Here is a 22,434-nt window from a genome sequence, read left to right on the forward strand (position 1 = left end):
CATACGGTGTTGGGCCCACATCCGGGGTGGGTAGGGGTGCCAGGACGAAGGGGGTAGGGGAATGGCGCTGAGCACGCAGCTCGACTGGCTGCTGGAAGACCTCACCCAGCGGATGCCGACGGTTCGGCACGCGCTGGTGTTGTCCACGGACGGTCTGGTGACGGGGGCCAGCCGGGCGATCCCGCGGGGGGATGCGGACCGCCTCGCGGCACTGGCGTCCGGCCTGCACAGCCTGGCCAAGGGCGCGGGGCGGCACTTCACCGCGGGCCAGGCCCGGCAGACGGTGGTCGAGTTCGACGACGGCGTCCTCTTCGTGACCGCCGCGGGGCACGGAAGCTGCCTGTGCGTGCTCGCCACCGCACAGGCCGACGTCGGTCATGTGGCCTACGAGATGACGTTGCTCGTGCGACGGGTCGGGGAGCACCTGGCGGTGGCCGAGCGCGACCGCCGCTGAGTCGGCACACGGTGCTCCGCGTGGTCGGCCGAGTCCGGGCTGACCCAGGCTGAGCAGGGCTTTCGCCAGGTTGTCCACAGGGCACAACGGGGGGCGACGCCAGGGTCTACGGTCGTGACACACAGTGATCGACCCGAGTTGCGGGGAGGACCCATGTCCGTGTGTCTGGAGCGCGTCGGATGGCTCGACCAGCGTCGGCGCGAGGCGGGGTGTCGCGGTGTCGGATACTCCGGAGTCGTGGTCCCACGTGTTCCACGCGAGGGGCGCGTGGGTGACGGGCGTCCGCTGCGCGCGGTCTCCGGCGGCAGCGTGGCGCGCGAGCGGGCCCGCCGCACGTTGGGTCTCGCGCCACGGGAGTTCGCGCTCGCTCTGGAGCTGGGAGAGGTCGCCACCGCGCCACCGGTACGGCCCGGGGGCCGGCGCCGGGTTCCCGTGAGCGAGCTGGCCAGGCTGCGTGCGGAGCCGGGCTCTCCCGCACCGCTGCGTGCCAGGCTGCGGCTCGTCGGCGCGAGCGAGGGGGCCGCCGAGCTGGGCATCAGCTCGGCGCGGTTCACTCGCCTCGCCCGAGCAGGCTGCTTCGGCCCGGCCGCCTTCACGGTCAACCGCTATCGGCGCCTGGTGTGGCGGTACCTCGCCGTCGAGTTGGAGCAGTTCGGCGCCGGGCGGCCCGGGCTGCTCCATGGGGCGCTGCCGCGGACCGTGCGCGAGCTGCTGGCCGAGGGGGCGGACTGCCGGGCGCGGCTCTGGCGCGCCCGGCGGGTCGCCCAGCTGCTCCGCCAGGCAGGCGGGCCGTGGTCGGCGGCGGCCGTGTTCACCGCCGTGCTGCCGGTCGAGGTCGTGGACGAGGTGGTGCCGGAGGGCCGGGAACGTCTCGTGCTGGACGCCTTGCGTCCCGCACTGCTGACCGCTCGGCCCGCTTCACCGGCGCTGAGCTCGGCCGCCGCGGCCGTGCTCGCCGCGCAGTCGCCGGACGAGGTCCACGGGCACCGGCTGAACCTGACGCTGGCTCTCACCGAGGCCCGCAGGCAGGGTCGGGCCGTAGCTTCCTCAGCCGCCGCGCGGGCGGAAGAGCCCCTCCTGCACGACGGATACCAGCAACCGCCCGGCCCGGTCGTAGATCCGGCCGCGGGCCAGCCCCCGCCCACCGGTCGCGATGGGTGACTCCTGGTCGTAGAGGAACCACTCGTCGGTGCGGAACGGGCGGTGGAACCACATCGCGTGGTCCAGCGAGGCCATGTCGAAACCCCGTGGGCCCCACAGCGGTTCGACGGGTACCCGCACCGCGTCCAGCAGCATCATGTCGCTGGCGTAGGTGAGCGCACACGTGTGGACCAGCGGGTCGTCGCCCAACGGCCCGACGGCCCGCATCCACACGGCACTGCGCGGCTCCGCGCCGCGCACCTCGTCCTCGCTCCAGCGCAGCCGGTCCACGTAGCGGATGTCGAAAGGCTGCCGACGGGCCATCCGCTCCAGGGCCTCGGGCAGGGTGCCCAGATGCTCCCTGATCTCGTCGGCCAGTCTCGGCAGCCCCTCCGGCCGCGGGAGGTCCCGCAGCGGGAGCTGGTGCTCGATGCCCTCCTCGGGCGCGTGAAAGGAAGCCGTCAGATGGAAGATCGTCCTGCCCTGCTGCACCGCCACCACCCGCCGAGTGGTGAAGGAGCGTCCGTCCCGCACCCGCTCGACCTGGTAGACGATCGGTACTCCGGGCACGCCGGGGCGCAGGAAGTAGGCGTGCAGCGAGTGCACCGGCCGCCGGCCGTCCGTCGTCCGGCCGGCGGCCACGAGTGCCTGCCCGGCTACCTGGCCGCCGAAGACGCGCTGGAGGTGCTCCTCGGGGCTGTCACCGCGGTAGATGTCATCCTCGAGGCGCTCCAGGTCGAGCAGATCGACCAGGCGCTCGGCGGGGCTGCCGGGCGGATCCTCCCTCATGGGCCTCCTCGCCTCGTCACCGGGCGGCCCTCACAGCGGGCCGACTCCGGTGACCTTGATCACCGCACGTCCTTCCGTGTCGGAGGCCGTCAGGTCCACCTCCGCGGAGATGCCCCAGTCATGGTCGCCCTTGGGGTCGGCGAATGTCTGGCGGACACGCCACAGTCCGTCCTCGGGCACCTCCTCGATGCTCAGCAGGTGCGGCCCACGCGCGTCCGGGCCGCTCCCCAGCTCCTCGTACTCCTCGAAGTAGTCGTCCAGCGCCGCGGCCCACGCGTCCGCGTCCCAGCCCGCCTCGCCGTCCAGCCGGCCCAGCTCCTCCACGTCGTCGAGGGAAGCCAGTTCCACCCGCCGGAAGAGGGCGTTGCGCACCAGCACCCTGAAGGCCCGGGCGTTCGCGGTGACCGGGCGCACGTGGTCGGCCCGGTCCCGCGCCTCCTCCGCAGTCTCCTCGGCCGGGTTCGCCAGCTGCTCCCACTCGTCCAGCAGGCTGGAGTCCACCTGCCGCACCAGCTCGCCGAGCCATTCCACGATGTCCTGGAAGTCCTCCGACTTCAGGTCGTCGGGGACGGTGTGCTGGAGCGCGCGGTAGGCGCCGGCCAGGTAGCGCAGCACGATGCCCTCGGTGCGAGCGAGCTCGTAGAAGGAGACGAACTCGCTGAAGGACATGGCGCGTTCGTACATGTCGCGCACGACCGACTTCGGCGCGAGTGGATGGTCGCCCACCCACGGGTGCGAGGACCGGTAGAGCCCGTAGGCGTGCAGGAGCAGTTCCTCCAGCGGGCGCGGGTAGCTGATGTCCATCAGCCGTTCCATCCGCTCCTCGTACTCCACCCCCTCCGCCTTCATCGCGGCGACGGCCTCGCCCTTGGCCTTGTTCTGCTGGGCGGCCAGGATCTGGCGGGGGTCGTCCAGCGTGGACTCGACGACGGAGACGACGTCCAGCGCGTACGAGGGAGACTCCGGCTCCAGCAGGTCGAGCGCGGCCAGCGCGAACGTGGAGAGAGGCTGGTTGAGCGCGAAGTTCTCCTGGAGGTCCACGGTCAGCCGGATGGAGCGGCCCTGCGCGTCGGGCTCGGGAAGCCGCTCGACGACCCCGGCGTCCAGGAGCGAGCGGTAGATCGCGATGGCCCGCCTGATGTGTCGGAGCTGGGCCCTGCGGTCCTCGTGGTTGTCCTCCAGCAGCCGCCGCATCGCCGTGAACGCGTCGCCGGGGCGCGCGATGAGGGAGAGCAGCATCGCGTGCGTCACCCGGAACCGGGAGGTGAGCGGCTCCGGCTCGGAGGCGATGAGCTTCTCGAACGTGTTCTGGTTCCAGCTCACGAACCCCTCGGGGGGCTTCTTGCGGACCACCTTGCGCCGCTTCTTCGGATCGTCCCCGGCCTTGGCGAGCGCCTTCTCGTTCTCGATGACGTGCTCGGGCGCCTGCGCCACCACGAACCCCGAGGTGTCGAATCCGGCCCGCCCGGCCCGGCCCGCGATCTGGTGGAACTCCCGGGCCCGCAGCGTGCGTACCCGGCTGCCGTCGTACTTCGTGAGCGCGGTGAACAGCACCGTGCGAATGGGGACGTTGACGCCGACCCCGAGCGTGTCGGTTCCGCAGATGACCTTCAGCAGCCCGGCCTGGGCGAGCCGCTCCACCAGTCTGCGGTACTTCGGCAGCATTCCGGCGTGGTGGACGCCGATCCCGTGCCGCACGTACCGGGAGAGATTGCGGCCGAACTTGGTGGTGAAGCGGAAGTTGCCGATGAGGGCGGCGATCTCGTCCTTCTCCGCCCTGGTGCACATGTTGATGCTCATCAGGGCCTGGGCCCGCTCCACCGCCTGCGCCTGCGTGAAGTGCACGATGTACACCGGCGCCTGGCGGGTCTCCAGGAGCTCGGTGAGCGTCTCGGTGAGCCCCGTCGTGCGGTACTCGTAGCTGAGCGGCACCGGCCGGGTGGCCGAACGGACCACTGCGGTGGACCGCCCGGTGCGGCGCTCCAGGTCCTCCTCGAACCGGCAGACGTCGCCCAGCGTCGCCGACATCAGGACGAACTGTGCCTGCGGCAGCTCCAGCAGGGGGATCTGCCACGCCCAGCCGCGGTCCGGCTCGGCGTAGAAGTGGAACTCGTCCATCACCACCTGCCCGATGTCGGCGTCCTTGCCGTCGCGCAGCGCGATCGAGGCCAGCACCTCCGCCGTGCAGCAGATGACCGGAGCGTCGGCGTTGACCGAGGCGTCACCCGTCAGCATGCCGACGTTCTCGGTGCCGAACAGCTTGCACAGGTCGAAGAACTTCTCCGAGACGAGGGCCTTGATCGGGGCGGTGTAGAAGGTGACCTCGTCCCGCGCCAGCGCTGCGAAGTGCGCACCGGCCGCCACGAGCGACTTCCCCGAACCGGTCGGTGTCGACAGGATGACGTTCGACCCCGAGACGACTTCGATCAGTGCCTCCTCCTGGGCGGGGTAGAGGGAGATGCCCCGTTCCTCCGTCCACGAGGAGAAGGCCTCGAAGAGGGCGTCGGGGTCGGGGTCGGTGGGGAGCTGATCGATGAGGGTCACACCCCCATACTGCCTGCCCCCACCCACGGCGGGGGAACCGGCGGGGGCCGCAAGATCACCGGGCACTACGCTGTCCCGGACCGCGGGTGGCCGGTTGTCTGCCTGCCCGCCGGGGCGGAGCACGCAACAGCGATGGGGTGGGACAGACATGATGGGACCGGCGCACTCACTGTCGGGGGCAACGGCCTGGCTCGGCGCGGGCGCCGTCGCTCACGCGTTCGGCCGCCCGATGCCCTGGCCGGTGCTCGTCGCCGGTGCGCTGATCTGCGCCGGCGCGGCCCTGGCCCCCGACCTGGACCAGAAGTCGGCCACCATCTCCCGTGCCTTCGGCCCCATCTCCCGTTGGCTGGCGATCCTCATCGACCAGCTGTCGACTGTCGTGTTCAACGCGACACGGGGGCGGGGCGAGCGGCGGCGCTCCGGCGGGCACCGCACCCTGACCCACACCTGGGTGTGGGCCGTGGCCCTCGGCGCCGGATTCTCCGCGGCCGCCGCCTTCGGTGGACGCTGGGCAGTGCTCGGCATCCTCTTCGTGCACATGGTCCTGGCCGTGGAGGGGCTCCTGTGGCGTGCGGCCCGGGTCTCCAGCGACGTGCTCGTGTGGCTGCTGGGCGCGGCGACCGCCTGGATACTCGCGGGTGTGCTGGACCGGCCGGGCAACGGCTCGGACTGGCTCTTCGTCGGCGGGCCGGACTATCTGTGGCTGGGGCTCCCGATCGTGCTGGGCGCCGTCGTGCACACCATCGGCGACGCGCTCACCATCTCCGGGTGCCCGGTGCTGTGGCCGCTGCCGATAGAGGGCAAGCGCTGGTACCCCGTCGGCACGCCGCGGTTCATGCGCTTCCGGGCCGGTCACTGGGTGGAGAACAAGGTGTTGATGCCCGCGTTCGGAGTCGTCGGTGCCGGCGGCGCGGTCTACGCCCTGGGGCTGTTCGGCTGAGGGCCGCCGCCCGCGGCGGACGGTGTCCGAGGTCTTCCCGTTCCCCGCCGGCGTTCCCGTGAGGGGGCGGAGGCCGCGTGGGAGTCCGGTGCGGCGGCCTCACGCGTGGCCGGGCGGCTCCGCGCCGGGGTCCAGCGCTCCGAGGAGGGCGCTCAGCTGCTCCCGCTGTTCCAGGCCGAGCGGTGCCAGCAGCTCCTCCGCCGCCTCCCTGCGGGCTTGGCGCAGGGTGTCCAGCAGGGCCCGCCCTGGTGCCGTCAGCTCGATACGGGTGACGCGGCGGTTGGCCGGGTCGGCGACGCGCCGTACCGCCTGTTGCCTCTCCAGCCCGTCCACCAGTGTGGTGACGGCCCGCGGCACGACGTCGAGCCGCTGTGCGAGATCGGCCATCCGCGGCGGCGCCGGGCAGTGGGCGACGACGCCCAGCAGCCGTGCCTGGGCCGGGGTGACGCCCAGCGGGTCCAAGCGCCGCCGCTGCGCCCGGTGCAACCGCCGGGTGAAGCGGATGAGCTGGTCGGCCAGCGGGCTGTCGGCGGCGGTGGAGGAGTCGGGACGGGCCATGGCGCCAGGCTAGCAGGACCTCGTTCACTGTGAGCCTTGGTAACTGTTCTGTTAGGGTCGGCCGAGTACGGCCTGCGACCCGCGTCCTTCCCCCTCAGCCGACCGTCAGGAGCTCATGCACCACGACGCCCCCGGGTGGACACCACCACCCAAGGACCCAGCTCAGCCCGTCCAGCTCCGTCGCATCGTGCGGTTGTTCCGGCCCTACCGCGGCAGACTGGCCCTCGTCGGGCTGCTCGTCTGCGCGGCCTCGCTGGTCACCGTCGCCTCGCCGTTCCTCCTCCGCGAGATCCTTGACGTGGCCATTCCCGAGGGACGCACCGGCCTGCTCTCCCTGCTCGCCCTCGGGATGATCGCCACCGCCGTGCTCACCAGCGTGTTCGGTGTGCTGCAGACGTTGATCTCCACCACGGTCGGGCAGCGCGTCATGCACGATCTGCGCACCGGGGTCTACGGCAGGCTCCAGCAGATGCCGCTGGCCTTCTTCACCACCACCCGCACCGGTGAGGTGCAGTCGAGGATCGCCAACGACATCGGGGGCATGCAGGCCACCGTCACCTCGACCGCGACCTCGCTCGTCTCCAACCTCACCGCCGTCGTGGCCACCATCGCGGCCATGCTGGCGCTGGACTGGCGGCTCACCCTCGTCTCGCTGGCCCTGCTCCCTCTCTTCGTGTGGATCAGCCGCCGCGTCGGCCGGGAGCGCAAGCGGATCACCACCGCGCGACAGCAGCAGATGGCCGCCATGGCCGCGATGGTCACGGAGTCCCTCTCCGTGAGCGGAATCCTCCTCGGCCGCACCATGGGCCGGGCCGACTCCCTCGTCGACGGCTTCGCCACGGAGTCGGAGCGCCTCGCCGGTCTGGAGATCCGCTCCAGCATGGCCGGACGCTGGCGCATGGCCACGATCGGCATCATCATGGCCGCGATCCCGGCCCTGCTGTACTGGTCGGCCGGAGTGATGCTCCGGTTCGGCGGCCCCGAGCTCTCCATCGGCACGCTCGTCGCCTTCGTCACCCTGCAGCAGGGGCTGCTGCGGCCGGCGGTCTCGCTGCTGAACACCGGCGTCGACATCCAGGCGTCGCTCGCCCTCTTCCAGCGCATCTTCGAGTACCTCGACCTGCCGCTGGAGCTTACCGAGCGGCGCGACCCGGTCCGGCTCACCGCCCCTCGGGGCGAGGTCCGCTTCGAGAAGGTCACCTTCGGGTACGCCGACTCGGCGCCCACGCTCGACGGGATCGACCTCACCGTTCCGCAGGGCGGCAGTCTGGCCCTGGTCGGGTCCACGGGCTCGGGCAAGACGACGCTGGGCTATCTGGTGGCCCGGCTCTACGACGTCACCGGCGGCCGAGTCACCCTGGACGGCGTCGACGTGCGCGACCTGGAATTCGACTCGCTGGCCCGGACGGTGGGCGTGGTGTCCCAGGAGACATACCTCTTCCATGCCTCCGTCGCCGAGAACCTGCGCTTCGCCAAGCCCGAGGCGTCGGACGAGGAACTGCGCGCGGCGGCCCGGGCGGCGCAGATCCACGATCACATCGCCGCCCTGCCGGAGGGGTACGACACGCTGGTCGGCGAGCGCGGCTACCGCTTCTCCGGCGGTGAGAAGCAGCGGCTGGCCATCGCCCGCACCATCCTGCGCAATCCCCCGGTCCTCATCCTCGACGAGGCCACGTCCGCGCTCGACGCCCGCACCGAGCGGGCGGTCCAGTCCGCGCTGGACGAGCTGTCCGCCGACCGGACGACGATCACCATCGCGCACCGCCTGTCGACCGTCCGCGCAGCCGACCAGATCGTCGTCCTGGACGGTGGCCGCATCGCCGAGCGCGGCACGCACGAGGAGCTCATGGCCCGTGACGGCCGCTACGCGGCGCTGGTGCGCCGGGACACCCACGGGGCCCCGCCGTCCGCGGACGTCGTCGGCTGAGGTGGCGGGCGCCGGGGTGCGGGCGGCGGGCGCGGCTCAGTCCAGCAGCCCGGCGGCGCGCAGGTCGTCGAAGACGAGCCGGTCGACCGGCGGTGTGCGGAGCCGGTCGGCGTAGGAGAGCCAGGCCACCTCCTCGATCTCGCCCGAGGCCCGGGGCTTGCCACGGTGGTCCGCCGTGTAGCAGGCCATCGTCACCCGGACGGCGCTGCCCTCGTCCGCCGCGGCCTCGTAAGTCCCCACGTGCCGTGCGGTGGCGGGGAGCAGCGTGACTGTCAGCTCCTCCTCGGCCTCCCGTACCAGCGTCTCCACGTCGCTCTCCCCGGCGTGGCGCTTGCCCCCGGGAATGTAGAACCACCGGTTGCCCCGCGTGCGGGCGCCCAGGATGCGCCCCGCGCGCAGTTCGATCCAGGCCACCGTGTCGATCACCGTCGTCACAGGCCGTCCCCTCCCCGTCTCGGCGGCTCAGGCTACCGGTGGGCCGTGGTCAGCGCCGGGTCAGACGGGAGGCGGGGATGCCGTGGAGGGTGGGGGCGAAGACGCAGAACTCGTTGCCCTCCGGGTCGGCCAGGACGTCCCAGTCCCGCTCGCCCTCCCGGGCCCGCAGCAGGGTGGCCCCCAGGGCGAGGAGTTCGTCGGCGTTCCCCCACACGTCCAGGTGCATGCGGTTCTTCACGGCCTTGGACTCCGGGACGGGACTGACCCAGATGAGGGGCCCGTTGCCGTGCGGGTCGTGGATCGGGACGGGCCACTCCGGCGGCGGGTCCGCTTCTCCCGGAGGAGGCAGACGCCTGGTGTACCCGAGCGCGGCGCACCACCAGTCGGCCAGCGCCTGGTGGTCGTTGGCGTCCAGGACCAGATCCTTGAAGCGTGCGGCCATGTCCGGATGCTACGTCGACACGGGCGGCCGGGCCCGTCGCCCGCGGCAGGTCGACGACACGGGCGGTCGCGCGTCCGGGTGGCGCGGCTCCCCGTCGGCCGGCGGAGCGCCGCCGGGCCGGGGGCCCGCCGGCGGTGGCCCGGCGGTCAGAAGTTCTTGACCTCGAACGGGTCGTGCTCGCTGATCAGCTTCTCCATCCGGGCCTGGTCGACCCGGCTGGTCACCGACTGCATCTCCTGCCGGTCGCGCACACACTTGGCCAGCGTGAAGGTCGAGGAGACGAGGAAGAGCAGCCCGAGGGCGAGGAAGGCCCGCTCCCAGGGCCCGAGCGGCAGGTAGGCGACACCGATCGCCACGGCGGCCAGGGCGAGCCCGAAGGCGACGATGGACTGGACGTAGAACGCTGCGGTGGTCGGTCGCTGGACAGGCGTCGTCATGCGTCCAGGATCCCGCGGCACGTCCGCGCGGACATGAGTACGGGTACTCAGAACAGCGCGACAGACTGCGGGTCCGGGGCGCGGGGCGGCTCAGTCCTCCGGGACGGGCCTCACCTCACGCTCCACCGCCGCCGTGATCGCCTTGCCGGCGCCGCGGAGCACGGGGTTGCCATGGCCGAAGCACGCGATCTCCGGAGCGAGCCGGCCGAACCCGCGCATGGACTCCAGCGTGCGCGCGCGGTCCTGGTTGAAGACGCCGGGCATGGCGCCGCCGTCCCCCGTGCCGGCCACGGTGTCACCGGTGAACAGCACGCCGTGCGCGGGCAGGTGGATGCCGATGCTGCCCCGGGTGTGCCCGGGGCCGTGCACGATGCGGGCGCCGCCACCGAAGGGGAGGGTGTCCCCGTCGTCGACCTCCCAGTGCACGGGTGTGGGCGGTGCGGGGGTGAGTGGAGGCAGGCTCGCCCACAGGTCCCGCTCCCACGGGGGTGCCTCGTCCATGTCGGGCGGGTCCCCGGCCACCTCCGCGCGGATGACGGGTGCCTCCAGGTGGTGTGCGCAGACGGTGACGGCCCCCCAGCCCGCGATCTCCGCGGCGGCTCCGGTGTGGTCCTCGTGGAAGTGGGTGAGGACCAGATGGCGTACGTCCCCGGGGTCCCGGCCGAGGCCCCTGACCGCCCCGGCGATCGCGTCGGCGGAGCCGACAGGGCCGCTGTCGATGAGCGTCAGTGCGTCGTCCTCGGCCCACAGATAGGCCTGCCCCACCTCGAACCTCAGCAGGTGCAGCCGCGGCAGCAGTGTGATGGTCTCCATGGCGCAAGCCTCCGGCCGACGCCCCGTCAGGGCAAAGGTTTACGCCAGGGGCTGAGCGGGTCGCCGGGCGCCCGGGGCGTCAGGCGAAACTCACCCTCTCCAGCCAGAAGTCCAGGAGTTCCGCGTCGCCGAGCACCTCGACGCGCTCGTCCGTGGCCGGCATCCGGCGGTAGAACGCGAGCAGCACGTCGGTGAGTTCACCCCGCAGCGCCACCGTGGCCTTCGCGTGGTCGCGACGCCAGGCGATGCCCTCGCCGCTCAGTTCGATGAGCCACTCGGCCCCGAGGCCGGCAGGCGTGTCGGTGGCGTGCAGATGGAGGCTTGACCCGGCCCGGGAGCGCAGGGCCCGCAGCTCCTCGTCCTCCTCCTGCACCGCCGGGCTGCTCACGAGGTCGAGCCACTCGTCGATCGTGTCGACGGCGACCTCCGGCGTGACGGTGAACGGCACGCCGGCGGCCAGGCAGGCGTCCGCCCGGTGGACCACCGTCTCGTGGACCATGCGCCGTGCCCAGAAGTCCGTTCGCCGGTCCGTCCACCAGGTCCACACCCGCGTGCCGGCCCCGGCCTCGCGCAGTGCGGCGGCGGCGCGGTCGGCGCCTGCTACGAGCCAGGTGCTGAGGGCCGCCGCGTCGCCCTTCGGCGCCTGGGCGTCAGGAACGTCCTCGGGCCTCAGCGCGTCCGTGGCGCGGGTGCGCACGATCTCGGTCACCCAGCGGTGCGCCCGGCCGACGTGCTCGACGAGCTCCTCCAACGTCCAGTCGGGGCAGGTGGGTACCCGACGGCCGAGGTCGGCGGAGCCGAGGAGCGCGGTCAGGGCCCGGGCCTGGACCAGGACCTCGTCGCAACAGCGTTCATAGGTCAGCGTCATGCGCGAGAGGCTATGCAGCCCGAAGCGCTCCGGCCAACGGGTTATCGATGCGGCGGACGCGGCTCGCGCCCGGCGGCGCCGCCCTTCCCTGGGACGGGGAAGGGCGGCGCCGGGTGTCGGGGTCTGTCAGATCAGCCAGCCCACGAAGTGGATGACACCGGCGAGCAGGTTGGTGAGCAGATCCATGGTCGTACGTTCTCCTTGCATGGTCAGTGGGACTGCCCCGCCACGTCATGGGACACCGGGCGGGGGTGCAGTCGCGGTCTGCAGCCCGTCGCTTGCACACCGTCAGCATCGTGTGTCACACAGCCAGGCGACAGCGAGTTGGGGAACCCTCATCCGCACGGATGAAGAACCGTGAGGGTGTTCGACCTCTCTTGCGTCCTTCCGGTCGCGGCCGAGGAGGGCGGACACGTCCGCGACGGCCGTTCGCCCGGCGCGGTTGGCGCCGATGGTGCTCGCCGACGGCCCGTAGCCGACCAGGTGCACCCGGGGGTCGCCGACGACACGGGTACCCTCCAGCCGCACTCCGCCGCCGGGTTCGCGCAGGCGCAGGGGTGCCAGGTGGTCCAGCACGGGACGGAAGCCGGTGGCCCACACCACGGCGTCGGCGGCCAGGAAACGGCCGTCGTCCCACGCGACGCCGTCCGGGGTCATCCGGTCGAACAGCGGCAGGCGCTCCAACAGGCCATGCTCCCGGGCCTGCCGCAGGGCGTCGGTCAGCGGCAGCCCGGTCGCGGAGACGACCGAACGCGGCGGCAGCCCCCGCCGCACCCGGTCGGCCACCAGGGCGACGGCACGGCGGCCGGCCTCGGCGTCGAAGGGTCCCTCACGGAAGAGCGGCGGACGGCGCGTCACCCACGTCGTCTCCGCGGCCGTCCCGGCGATCTCCAGCAGATGCTGGACCGCGGACGTACCGCCGCCGACGACCACGACGCGCTGCCCCGCGAAGGCTTCCGGCCCCGGGTAGTCACGCGTGTGCGTCTGCCGCCCGCGGAATCGCTCCTGTCCGGGTAGCCGGGGCCAGAACGGACGCTCCCACGTTCCCGTGGCGTTGATCAGCGCGCGGGTGTGCCACGCTCCCGCCGACGTCCGCACCAGCAGCCCGCCGTCGTCCGCCGGGTGCACGGAGCGGACGTCGACCGGCCGCCGCACCGGCAGGTCGAAGGCCTCCTCGTAGCGCGCGAAGTAGTCCCCGATCACCTCCGCCGACGGACGGTCCGGATCGGCCTCGCCCAGCCCCAGACCGGGAAGCGCGTGCATCCCGTGCACCGCTCCGTAGGTAAGCGTCGGCCAGCGGAACTGCCAGGCGCCTCCGGCCCGTGGCGCATGGTCCAGGACGACGAACTCCTCGCCCGGGGCGAACCCCCGCCTGCGCAGGTGGTAAGCGCTCGACAGCCCCGCCTGCCCCGCCCCGACGACGACGACCTCCACGTACTCCATGCCCGTGCCAACCATCCCCGGGCCGGGGAACTTCCCCGCAGGCCGGGGGCGGAGGAGAGGATGGGGGGATGAGCGAACTCTTCCGGACCCGCGTGCTCGACATCGCCACCGGCTCGACGGAGACCGTCCACGACCTCACCGCGGAGTGCGAGCGCCACCTCGACGAGGTCGCCTCGGGCCGTGACGGCCTGCTCAACGTCTTCGTGCCGCACGCCACGGCCGGGGTGGCGGTGCTCGAGACGGGCGCGGGCAGCGACGACGACCTGCTGGCCGCCCTGCACGACCTGCTGCCCGCCGACGATCGCTGGCGGCACCGCCACGGCAGCCCCGGCCACGGCCGCGACCACGTCCTGCCCGCCCTCGTGCCCCCGCACGCCACCCTCCCCGTCCTCGCCGGCCGCCTCGCGCTCGGCACCTGGCAGTCCGTCTGCCTCGTGGACACCAACCGCGACAACCCCCACCGCCAGGTGCGCCTGAGCTTCCTGGGCTGACCGCGGCGTACCGGCTCCCGCCGTCCCGCCCCGGCTCCCTCGCCGGCCGTGCCGGTCCCCGTCCGGGACGCCGGGCCCGCTGGCGGCCGGGGTGTCTGTGGCTCCTGCGAGAGCGGCCCGCAGCCTCGTCGGAGAAGAGAGACGGCAGGGCATGGTCGAAGACGCCGCCCGTCGCATGGCCGAACATGTCGCCCGGCACGCGCCGTCGGGCTGGACCGGGGCCCGTATCGCGGGGCAGGTGGGCGGTGGCGGGACGGGGATGACCGGTGGCTATACCGGTGCCGGCGCGTTCTCGGGGTTCGCGGCCTCCGGCGGGCTGCACGACCCGCTGCGGGAGCTCGCGGAGAAGCTGGCCGTCGATCCTGGCTGGACCCGGAGCTGGCCGCGACGCGGTTCCGCGCCTACCGCGAGCGGCGGGCCGCCATCCTGGGCCACCCGGAGGAGCTTCCCCCGCCGGTCACCGAGGCCGCACTCGACGAGGCCGAGCGAAGCCTCGGCCGCTCCCTGCCCGCGGACCTGCGGGCGCTGTACCTGATCGCCGACGGCGACGGTTTCCGCCCGGCTGGCTGGCGACGACGCCACCTTCGCCGACGCTCTCGACCTGGCGGCCCGGCTTGGCGTGGCCGCCGACGGCGCACTCCGCGTCGTCGGCACGCTGTGAGCGTGAACGCCGCGTGAGCCGCGAGCGCGTGGGGCTTGTCACCCCACCGGGATTTGGCCGGGCGTGGCGCGGCGTGCTTCCATCGACTTCGGGTGTCGCATACATGCACATGGGCGCCGCGTAGCACCGGACGGCAACGAGGCCGGTACCGGACCGCGGCGCCCTCGTCGTGCCCCGGCCGTCCACCACCCCCGGACCGGCCACGGACGGCGTGAAGCAGGACAAGGGGGCGGCCGACCGCCGTGAAGACGATGTTCACCGCTCCGGACCCGGGGCGACTGAGGCTCAGGACCGCGAGCCGCGCCGTGCTCGGCGTGGGGCTCGCCGTGACCGTGGCCGCCGCCGCGGGTCTCGGCACGTCGGCGGCCATCACCGCGGGCCTGGCCGCTCTGCTCGCCCTCTTCACCGTCACCGACCCCAGCGTGGCCGCGCAGGCGCGCACCACGGCACTGCTCCCGCTGGTCGGGCTCCCCGTCCTCGGTACGGCGGCCGTGCTGCACGACGCCCCCTTCGCGCGGGACGCCGCGTTCCTCGCCATCGTCTTCGCCGGTGTGTACGCCCGGCGCTACGGGCCGCGCGGCAACGCGCTCGGCATCTTCGCCTTCATGACGTTCTTCGTGGCGCAGTTCCTGGAGCCGCTGCCGCGGGACCTGCCCGCCCTGACCGCCGCCCTGCTCCTGGCCCTCGCCGCTGCGGCGGCCGTCCGCTTCGCCGCGTGGCCGATCGAGCGGCGCGACCCACCGCCGCCCGTGCCGCCGCAGGGCGGGGAGCGGGGGCTGCGCCGCCCCACCACGCGCCAGGCGGTCCAGGCGACTGTCGCCTGCGGGATCGCGCTCCTCGCCGGACAGGCCCTGTCGGACGCGCGCTGGTACTGGGCGGTGGGCGCGGCCTGGTGGATCTTCGTCAACACCGCCTCGCGCGGTGAGACGCTCGTCCGCGGCTTCCGCCGGGTGCTGGGCACGGTGCTCGGCATCCTGGCCGGGCTGCCCATCGCGCTGCCCGCCGACGGGGCGCTCGTGCCGACGGCCCTGCTCGTCGCCGTCTGCGTCTTCGGGATCTTCTACACCGCCCCGGTCTCGTACTCGTGGATGATGTTCTTCGTGACCGTGATGGTCGGCCTGCTGTACGGACTCCTGGGCGTGCTGGACCCGGGCCTGCTGGCGCTGCGGGTGGGCGAGACGCTCGTCGGGGCGCTGGGCGCGGTCGTCGCCGTCGCGCTCGTGCTGCCGGTGACCACGCACGCGGCGACGAACGCCTGGATCCAGCGCGCCCTGGTGTGCCTGCACCGTTGCACCGAGGAGTCCGCACGTCGCATCGCCGGTGACGCGAGCGCCGATCCCGCGGCCCGCGTGGCGGAGCTGGAGCTGCTGCTCGGCCGCGCCCGGCTGGCCCTCGCCCCGCTCCTCCACCCGCTCCATCCGCACCGGGCGCGCAAGGTCCGCGCTCGGCGGGTCCTGGAGCTGCTGGACACCTGCGCCGCGCGGGCGCACGCCTTGGCGGGCGTCGCCGCGGACCCGGGCGCCTCACAGGACGAGCGGCTCACGGCGGCCTGCCGCCGGGTCGAGGAGGCCGTCGAGCGGCTGCTCCGGCAACAGGACCCGGACGTCCGGCGGCGCGGGCGGACACCGCAGACCGTGCCCGTCCGCGTGCCCGCCGCGGCGCAGCGACCGGCCGCCGACGGGGCGCTGGCCCATCTGTACGGGCTGGAGTCGGCCCTCGCGGGTCTGGTGGTCCCGCTGCACAGCGAGCCCCGGAGCCCACTCCAGCTGACGTGACCGCGGGTGGGGCCGGCGTCGGTGGTGCACTGTGGTCCAGACCAACTGCTACCGTGCCTGCCCGGGAATCCTCCAACCGGGGCTTCCCGGCCGAAGACGCGGGTGAAAGGTGTGGTGGGGTGGCCGACTCTGGAGGCGGACGGCGGGCGTACATCGGTTCGTTCACCTCCGAGGGCGGTGCCGGGCTCACGGCTGCCGCCGTGGACCCGGTCAGTGGTGCGCTCACCGTCCTCGGGCGGACCGGCGCCGTCCCCGACCCCTCGTTCCTCGCCCTCGCGCCGGGCTCCGGCATCCTCTACGCCGTCAGCGAGACGCCGGACGGCGCCGTGGCCGCTTTCTCCGTGGCCGAGGGGGGAACACCCCGCCTCCTCGCCGAACCCGTCCCCGTCGGCGGGGACGCGCCCACCCACCTCGCCGTCGCCGCCGGGTACGTCTTCACGGCGAACTACGGCTCCGGCAGCGTGAGCGTCCTGCCACTCGGCCCGGACGCGGTTCCCGACGCGGGCGGACGCGGCGTACGCGGGCACCGGGGGAGCGGCCCCGATCCCGAGCGGCAGGCCGGTCCGCACGCGCACTGCGTGGTCGCCGACGCCGGATGGCGCTGGCTGCTCACCGTGGACCTGGGCACGGAGTCGGTCCGGGTGTGCCGGCTCGACCACTCCGGCGCCGTGCCCCGGCACGAGGTGCCCATGCCGGCCGGCACGGGGCCGCGGCACCTGGCCTTCCACCCCGGCGGGGACTGGGCCTACGTCGTCAACGAGCTGGAGTCGAGCGTCACCGCCTGCCACTGGGACGACGACACCGGAGCCCTGGAACCGGTCGGCCGGACGCCCACGCGCCCGCCCGGTGCCCGCGGGGACAACTTCCCCTCGGCCCTCGCCGTCTCGGCCGACGGACGGCACGCCTGGGTGGCCAACCGGGGAGACGACACGATCGCCGTGCTGTCCCTGGCCGGTGACGGCGGGAAGCCGGAACTGCTCACCACCGTGTCCTGCGGCGGCCACTGGCCCCGGGACCTCGCGGTGGACACGGCCGGGCGCCACCTCCACGTGGCCAACCAGCGCTCGGGCGACGTGGCCCGCTTCGACCTCGACCCCGCCACGGGCGTGCCGCACCAGGGCGGAAGCCTCTCGGTCGCCGCGCCGAGCTGCGTCGTCTTCGACTGATCCCAGCGTTCCGGCGCACCAGTGCGGTGGGGGCGGGCCCCGAGCTCCCGCCCCCACCGCACGTCATCCCGGCCGCACGTGGCGACCGGACGTCCGGGCCCTCAGCGGGCCATCGTGCCCTGCGGCGCGTTCGCCGGGCTGATGCCCGCCTTGGCGCCGTACGCCGAGGCCACCAGCTTGCCGACGGCCGGGTAGGCGCCCAGCGGCTCCGCCGCGTGGCAGCCCGCCTCCTGCGCCGCGGCCTCCACCAGGCCCTCCGGTGCCTCCGGGCCGATGAGGCACGGGGCGAGGGCGAGCTGCTGGGAGCCCGCGGACTTCAGTTCCCCGGCGGCCCGGGCGATGGCGCCCGGCTCGTCCAGCGGCGCCGCGAGGACCGGCACGGCCAGCCGGGCGGCCAGAAGCATGCCGGTGATGCCGGCGACCTGCACCGCCTCCGCCCCGCCCGAGGTGGCCAGCACGATGCCGTCGGCGGCGGTGGCCACGGTGAACAGGCGCGCCCGGTCGGCGCGGGCCAGGCCCGCCTCGGACAGGCGGACGTGGACGGCCTCGGCGAGCAGCGGGTGCGGGCCGAGCACATCGGTCAGCTCCGCGCCCGCCTCGCCGTTCTGCACCGCCTCGCGTATGCGGCCCAGCACCGAGGCGTCCGGGCCGGCCAGCAGCGGCACGACGACGGCCGACGGCGCGGGACCCTCCGGCCCCGGCTCCTCGACGGCCTCCTCCGCCGCGGACGGGTCCTGGGCGCGGCGGGCGGAGCGGGCCGCTCGCTCGGCGGCGACCTGGGCCAGCACGGCCTCGACGCCGGGGAACGCGTCCTCCGTCCCGTCGACGAAGGCGATGCGGGCGTCCAGGCCGGGGAGCTCGGAGCGCGCGATGCTGATGATCTCCTCGGCCAGTCCACGTGCCGCGTCGGACGGGACCCCGGGGACCGCCAGCACCAGCGCGGGGGCACCCTCGGGGGCGACGACGGGCTCCGGCCGGCGATGCCTGCCGGGCTTGCGGGGACGCGGCATTCGTACGGGCAGGCCGCCTTCGGGCCCAGTGGAGGAGCTCATGGCGCCGCATGCTAATGCCTTGGCGGTCACGACAGTTCCGCCGGGGGTGAATTATCCGCCGGTGGGCGATTCATCCCGCGCGCCGCGGTGCGCGCACGCCGGGTGTTTCGTGGAACCACCACAGCCGTCCGGCTCCCTCCGCGCCGGCCCTCCTCCCGGTGGCCGTCAGAGGGTCCGCAGCAGCGCGTCGTCGGTCGGCAGCCGCATCCCCGTTCCGGCCTGCCGGACGGCGATGAGCAGCGCGCCGGAGAGCGGGTCGCCCGCCGGGGCGAGGACGGGGACGTCCGGCAGCCGGGCGGCGAGCTGGGCCCGCAGAGGCCCGAGCAGGGGCTCGCCCAGCCGCAGCAGCCCGCCGGTGAGCGCCACGACCGCGCCCTCGCGCTCCGGGCACGTGGTGGCCAGCGCGTCGGCGACGTGCCCGGCGGCAGCCCGCAGGATGTCGGCCGCGACCGGATCGTCGGCGGAGCAGGACGCCACCTCGGGGGCGAAGGAGGCCAGCACGGCGGGCCGGTCGGTGCGCGGGTAGAGCTTCCGCGGCAGCTCGTCGACGGCTCCGAAGACGGCGCGTGCCCGGGCGAGCAGCGCGGCCGAGCCGCTGTCCCGGCCGTCGTGGGCCCGCAGCGCGGCCTCCAGCCCCGCCCGGCCGATCCAGGCGCCGCCGCCGCAGTCGCCCAGCAGGTGCCCCCAGCCGTCGGCGCGTCGCCAGCCGCGCAGGTCCGTGCCGACGGCGACCATGCCGGTGCCCATCGCGGCCACCGCCCCCACCCGCTGGCCCAGCGCTCCGGCGTAGGCCGTCACGGCGTCGGCGGCCAGGGCGAGGTGGCGGGTGCCGAGCGCTTCCGAGAGGGCCTCCGGCAGGAGGCCCCGCAGGTCCGTCCCCAGCGACGCCAGGCCGGCCGCCCCGACGCACACGGCCTCGATCCGGTCGCCGGCCCGCCCCGCGTCGCTTCGCAGGGCCCGGGCCGCGGTCAGCACCTGGCGCAGCAGCACCTCGGCATCCAGCCCCTCCGGGCCGGTGGGGACAGGCGGAGCGGTGACCACGCGGCCGAGCGGTACGGGGCGGTCCGCGCCGACCTCCGTCAGCGCGACCCGCAGACCGGAGCCGCCGGAGTCGACGCCGAGGGCCAGCCCGCCCGCGACCGGTCTCGCTCGCGTGACGGTCCGTCTGCCGGGCTCGAAGCTCTCCACGAGCAGGAGGGTAGCGCCGGGCGCGGCCCCCGCGCGCCGCCTCGGCCGGAGTTCCGGGGACGCGGGGGTGGACCAGTAGAGTGACGCGTCGTGGCACCACGACCCTTGCATGAAGTTGTCGAAGCAGGCTGGGCGAAGGCCCTGGAACCCGTGGGCGGGCGCATCGCCGCCATGGGGGACTTCCTCCGCGCCGAGGTCGCGGCGGGCCGTACGTATCTTCCCGCGGGGAAGAACGTCCTACGCGCGTTCCAGCAGCCGTTCGACGAGGTCCGCGTTCTGATCGTCGGTCAGGACCCCTATCCGACGCCGGGGATGGCGATCGGTCTGAGCTTCGCCGTCTCGCCGGAGGTCCGTTCCCTGCCCGGGAGTCTGGAGAACATCTTCCGGGAGCTGCACACCGACCTGGCTGTGCCCAGGCCGTCCAGCGGGGACCTGACGCCGTGGACGGAGCAGGGCGTGCTGCTGCTCAACCGGGCGCTGACCACGGCGCCGCGCAAGCCCGGCGCGCACCGCGGGAAGGGCTGGGAAGAGGTCACGGACCAGGCCATCCGGGCCCTGGCCGCACGCGGGAAGCCGCTGGTGGCGATCCTCTGGGGCCGGGACGCGCGCAGCCTGCGCCCGCTGCTGGGGGACGTTCCGGTCATCGAGTCCGCCCACCCTTCCCCGATGTCGGCGGACCGGGGCTTCTTCGGCTCCCGCCCGTTCAGCCGGGCCAACGAGCTGCTCGCACGGCAGGGCGCCCAGCCGGTCGACTGGCGGCTGCCCTGAGACGGCGCCCCACGAGACGGCGCCCCACGAGACCGGGCTGTACACGACGCGGCGTGCAGGCCCCGGCCCTGGGCGCGCCGAAGCACGGCCGCCGGGCGGGAGACGGCTCAGGCGAGCGCGGCCCGCACGCACAGGACGTCCGGGAGGTGGGCGGCGACCTGGTGCCATGACTCGCCGTCGTCCGCGCTGGCGTACAGCTCGCCGTTCCGGTTGCCGAAGTAGACGCCCGCGGGGTCGTTGCCGTCGGTACACAAGGCGTCCCGGAGCACCGCGCCGTGATGCTCGGCGGTGGGCAGCCCGGCCGTCAGCCCCGTCCAGGAGCGGCCGGCGTCCTCCGTCCGGTACACGCGGCAGCGGCGGCCGGCCGGTACGCGGTCGGAGTCGGCGTTGAGCGGGAAGAGGTAGGCGGTGTCGGGGCGGTGGGGGTGTGCGAGCACCGGAAAGCCGAACGTGGACGGCAGGCCCGCCTCGATCGCCGACCAGCGACGGCCGCCGTCGTCGCTGCGGAAGACGCCCCAGTGGTTCTGCAGGTAGAGGCGGTCCGGGTCCACCGCGTCCCGGGCGACCTTGTGGACGCACTGCCCGAACTCCGGCTCCTGGTCGGGCAGGAAGACGGCGGACACGCCCGCGTTCGACGCCGCCCAGCTCGCGCCGTCGTCCTCGGAGCGGTACACGCCCCCGGTGGAGACGGCGACCGTCACCCGGCGCGCGTCGCGCGGGTCGAGGAGGACGGTGTGCAGACCGAGCCCGCCACCGCCGGGAGTCCACTGCTCCCGGTGGGGGTGCTCCCACAGCGGGCGGACGAGCTCGAAGGACTCGCCGCCGTCCAGCGAGCGGAACAGCGCGGCGGGCTCGGTGCCGGCGTAGAAGACGTCGGGTTCCACGGCGCTGCCCGGGGCGAGCTGCCAGAGGCGTTCCAGGGAGGCCCCGGTGCCGGCCGGGAACCTGACCGCGGGGCGGCCGGGCTCGTGCCACGAGGCGCCCAGGTCGGTGGAGGAGAACACGGACGGCCCCCAGTGCGCGCTGTCCCCGCCGACCAGCATCCGGGGACGGCCGGAGCGCGTGTCGAGCGTCAGGGCCGAGACCGCCTGGTCGGTGAAGTGCGTGCCGATCCGCTGCCAGCCGCCGCCCGCTGGGACCGGCCCGGCGCCGGCCCGCCGTCGGAAGAGGAACAGGCCTTTGCGCGTGCCGACGGCCAGTAGTACGTCAGTCATGCGAGGACACCTCCGGGACGCCGTCGTCCGTTCACCTTCGGCAGCCGAAGGCGCACCGTGCTAACGCGCGGAGCGCACCTCGGTCGCGCAGCGCGAAACGTGTCGTCGGTGTGCACCCGGCCACTGACAACGGCGCCCCGGGCGGGTGTCCGGGCAGGTCAGGCGGCGCGCCCGTACTGGACGGGTCCGGTGACGTGGCCGGCGCCGAGCTCGCGGGCCGCGCGGCGGGGCCACGAGGGCTCGCGCAGCAGCTGACGGCCCAGCAGGACCGCGTCGGCCTCGCCGCCCGCGACGATCTTCTCCGCCTGGCCCGGCTCGGTGATCAGCCCGACGGCCGCAACCGGCAGCCCGGTCTCGGACCGCACCCGCGTGGCGAAGGGGACCTGGTACCCGGGGCCGGTGGGGATGGACACGTTCGGTGCGTTGCCGCCGCTGGAGACGTCGAGCAGGTCCACGCCGTGCTGCCGCAGCAGGGCCGCGAGGCGCACGGTGTCCGCCACGGTCCAGCCGTCGGGCTCCAGCCAGTCCGTCGCGGAGACGCGGAAGAACAGGGGTAGGTCCTCGGGCCACACCGTGCGGACCGCGTCCACCACCTCCAGCGCGAAGCGGACGCGGTTGTCGAAGCTGCCGCCGTAGGCGTCGGTGCGGTGGTTGCTGTGCGGGGAGAGGAACTCGCCGATGAGGTACCCGTGGGCGCCGTGGATCTCGACGACCCGGAACCCGGCGGTCAGGGCCCGGCGTGCGGAGTCGGCGAACTGCCCGGCGATCTCCTGGATCTGCTCGACGGTCAGCTCGTGCGGCACCGGGTGGTCCTCGTCGAAGGGCACGGGGCTCGGGGCCGAGGGGAGCCACCCCTCCGCGTCCGGCCCGAGCGGTGCACCGCCGCGCCACGGGCGGTCGGTGGAGGCCTTGCGGCCGGCGTGGGCGAGCTGGATGCCCGGCACGGTCCCCTGCTCGGTGAGGAAGTCGGCGATGCGCCGCAGTCCCGCCGTCTGCTCGTCGTTCCACAGGCCGAGGTCGGCGGGGCTGATGCGGCCCTCGGGGCTGACGCCCGTGGCCTCGAGGAGGATGAGACCCGTCCCGCCCGTGGCGCGGGCGGCGTAGTGGGCGAAGTGCCAGTCGCCCGCCACGGACGTCAGCGGGCCCTGGGCCGGGGCCGAGTACTGGCACATCGGAGCCATCCAGACCCGGTTCGGGATGGTGAGGGACCGCAGGGTGCAGGGCTCGAACAGGGCGCTCACGAAGACTCCTCAGGACGGTGTCGCGCTGGGTGGATGCTCGTACGATAAGCATCGTAGTACGCCAGGTGTCAAACTACGATGGCTTTCG

The 22,434-nt window shown here is 74.0% G+C and carries 22 protein-coding genes; 9 read left to right on the top strand and 13 right to left on the bottom strand.

Annotated elements, in window-relative coordinates; all coding sequences use genetic code 11:
- Positions 1–61 precede the first annotated feature (61 nt).
- Both O7609_RS23330 and O7609_RS23335 read left to right on the top strand, forming a co-directional pair.
- Entirely contained in the window at positions 62–454 is a 393-nt protein-coding gene (locus O7609_RS23330) for a roadblock/LC7 domain-containing protein (RefSeq protein ID WP_269735029.1), read from the top strand.
- 267 nt (positions 455–721) lie between these two features.
- Complete coding sequence (locus O7609_RS23335; RefSeq protein ID WP_269735028.1) at positions 722–1,615, top strand: DUF6397 family protein; 894 nt, start codon at positions 722–724, stop codon at positions 1,613–1,615.
- Here the strand turns inward: O7609_RS23335 and O7609_RS23340 are convergent.
- Positions 1,502–2,383, bottom strand: coding sequence for an acyl-CoA thioesterase (locus O7609_RS23340; RefSeq protein WP_269735027.1), 882 nt, complete (start codon positions 2,381–2,383; stop codon positions 1,502–1,504). The two genes, O7609_RS23335 and O7609_RS23340, sit on opposite strands and share 114 nt — an antisense overlap.
- A gap of 30 nt (positions 2,384–2,413) precedes the next feature.
- Positions 2,414–4,927, bottom strand: a complete 2,514-nt coding sequence (locus O7609_RS23345) for a DEAD/DEAH box helicase (protein WP_269744194.1) — start codon at positions 4,925–4,927, stop codon at positions 2,414–2,416.
- 148 nt (positions 4,928–5,075) lie between these two features.
- Between O7609_RS23345 and O7609_RS23350 the strand changes: the two genes are divergently transcribed.
- The gene (locus O7609_RS23350) at positions 5,076–5,867 is read left to right on the top strand and encodes a metal-dependent hydrolase (RefSeq protein ID WP_269735025.1); all 792 of its coding nucleotides are present in this window, start codon (positions 5,076–5,078) and stop codon (positions 5,865–5,867) included.
- Between the two features lie 99 nt (positions 5,868–5,966).
- On the opposite strand, the gene O7609_RS23355 is transcribed toward O7609_RS23350, so the two are convergent.
- A complete protein-coding gene (locus tag O7609_RS23355) occupies positions 5,967–6,425 on the bottom strand; it encodes a MarR family winged helix-turn-helix transcriptional regulator (RefSeq protein ID WP_269735024.1) in 459 nt (152 codons plus the stop codon).
- Between the two features lie 115 nt (positions 6,426–6,540).
- On the opposite strand from O7609_RS23355, the gene O7609_RS23360 reads away from it, so the two are divergent.
- Positions 6,541–8,352 (top strand): ABC transporter ATP-binding protein, encoded by a 1,812-nt coding sequence (locus O7609_RS23360; protein ID WP_269735023.1) that lies wholly within the window; start codon positions 6,541–6,543, stop codon positions 8,350–8,352.
- Between the two features lie 36 nt (positions 8,353–8,388).
- Here the strand turns inward: O7609_RS23360 and O7609_RS23365 are convergent, their stop codons facing one another.
- From O7609_RS23365 to O7609_RS23390, 6 genes are all read right to left on the bottom strand, one after another.
- Positions 8,389–8,787 (bottom strand): NUDIX hydrolase, encoded by a 399-nt coding sequence (locus tag O7609_RS23365; RefSeq protein WP_269735022.1) that lies wholly within the window; start codon positions 8,785–8,787, stop codon positions 8,389–8,391.
- 49 nt (positions 8,788–8,836) lie between these two features.
- Positions 8,837–9,229, bottom strand: coding sequence for a VOC family protein (locus tag O7609_RS23370; protein ID WP_269735021.1), 393 nt, complete (start codon positions 9,227–9,229; stop codon positions 8,837–8,839).
- Between the two features lie 146 nt (positions 9,230–9,375).
- Complete coding sequence (locus tag O7609_RS23375; RefSeq protein WP_269735020.1) at positions 9,376–9,666, bottom strand: YiaA/YiaB family inner membrane protein; 291 nt, start codon at positions 9,664–9,666, stop codon at positions 9,376–9,378.
- Between the two features lie 90 nt (positions 9,667–9,756).
- On the bottom strand, positions 9,757–10,479 hold the full coding sequence (locus O7609_RS23380; protein WP_269744195.1) for an MBL fold metallo-hydrolase: 723 nt from the start codon (positions 10,477–10,479) through the stop codon (positions 9,757–9,759).
- A 79-nt stretch (positions 10,480–10,558) separates the two neighbouring features.
- Positions 10,559–11,347: a maleylpyruvate isomerase family mycothiol-dependent enzyme gene (locus tag O7609_RS23385; protein ID WP_269735018.1), complete on the bottom strand. Its 789-nt coding sequence runs from the start codon at positions 11,345–11,347 to the stop codon at positions 10,559–10,561.
- Between the two features lie 288 nt (positions 11,348–11,635).
- Positions 11,636–12,790 (bottom strand): NAD(P)-binding domain-containing protein, encoded by a 1,155-nt coding sequence (locus O7609_RS23390; protein WP_269744196.1) that lies wholly within the window; start codon positions 12,788–12,790, stop codon positions 11,636–11,638.
- Positions 12,791–12,858: 68 nt separating this feature from the next.
- On the opposite strand from O7609_RS23390, the gene O7609_RS23395 reads away from it, so the two are divergent.
- The 4 genes from O7609_RS23395 (at position 12,859) to O7609_RS23405 (ending at position 16,883) form a co-directional block, all read left to right on the top strand.
- Positions 12,859–13,281 (top strand): secondary thiamine-phosphate synthase enzyme YjbQ, encoded by a 423-nt coding sequence (locus tag O7609_RS23395; protein WP_269735016.1) that lies wholly within the window; start codon positions 12,859–12,861, stop codon positions 13,279–13,281.
- A gap of 48 nt (positions 13,282–13,329) precedes the next feature.
- A complete protein-coding gene (locus tag O7609_RS24635; protein ID WP_332328065.1) occupies positions 13,330–13,959 on the top strand; it encodes an SMI1/KNR4 family protein in 630 nt (209 codons plus the stop codon).
- A gap of 234 nt (positions 13,960–14,193) precedes the next feature.
- On the top strand, positions 14,194–15,717 hold the full coding sequence (locus O7609_RS23400; RefSeq protein ID WP_269744397.1) for an FUSC family protein: 1,524 nt from the start codon (positions 14,194–14,196) through the stop codon (positions 15,715–15,717).
- A 119-nt stretch (positions 15,718–15,836) separates the two neighbouring features.
- Positions 15,837–16,883: a lactonase family protein gene (locus O7609_RS23405; protein ID WP_269744197.1), complete on the top strand. Its 1,047-nt coding sequence runs from the start codon at positions 15,837–15,839 to the stop codon at positions 16,881–16,883.
- 101 nt (positions 16,884–16,984) lie between these two features.
- Here O7609_RS23405 and O7609_RS23410 read toward each other — a convergent pair whose 3' ends face one another.
- Both O7609_RS23410 and O7609_RS23415 read right to left on the bottom strand, forming a co-directional pair.
- Positions 16,985–17,935, bottom strand: coding sequence for a sirohydrochlorin chelatase (locus O7609_RS23410; protein WP_269744198.1), 951 nt, complete (start codon positions 17,933–17,935; stop codon positions 16,985–16,987).
- 165 nt (positions 17,936–18,100) lie between these two features.
- Entirely contained in the window at positions 18,101–19,123 is a 1,023-nt protein-coding gene (locus O7609_RS23415) for an N-acetylglucosamine kinase (protein WP_443072201.1), read from the bottom strand.
- A 90-nt stretch (positions 19,124–19,213) separates the two neighbouring features.
- Between O7609_RS23415 and O7609_RS23420 the strand changes: the two genes are divergently transcribed.
- On the top strand, positions 19,214–19,891 hold the full coding sequence (locus O7609_RS23420) for a uracil-DNA glycosylase (RefSeq protein ID WP_269735013.1): 678 nt from the start codon (positions 19,214–19,216) through the stop codon (positions 19,889–19,891).
- 107 nt (positions 19,892–19,998) lie between these two features.
- Here the strand turns inward: O7609_RS23420 and O7609_RS23425 are convergent, their stop codons facing one another.
- Together O7609_RS23425 and O7609_RS23430 are read right to left on the bottom strand one after the other, a co-directional pair.
- Complete coding sequence (locus tag O7609_RS23425; protein ID WP_269744199.1) at positions 19,999–21,105, bottom strand: WD40/YVTN/BNR-like repeat-containing protein; 1,107 nt, start codon at positions 21,103–21,105, stop codon at positions 19,999–20,001.
- A 158-nt stretch (positions 21,106–21,263) separates the two neighbouring features.
- Positions 21,264–22,346 (bottom strand): NADH:flavin oxidoreductase/NADH oxidase, encoded by a 1,083-nt coding sequence (locus tag O7609_RS23430; protein ID WP_269744200.1) that lies wholly within the window; start codon positions 22,344–22,346, stop codon positions 21,264–21,266.
- Positions 22,347–22,434 lie beyond the last annotated feature (88 nt).

It is taken from the genome of Streptomyces sp. WMMC1477, from assembly GCF_027460245.1.
In the GTDB taxonomy this organism is placed as follows: Bacteria; Actinomycetota; Actinomycetes; order Streptomycetales; family Streptomycetaceae; genus Streptomyces.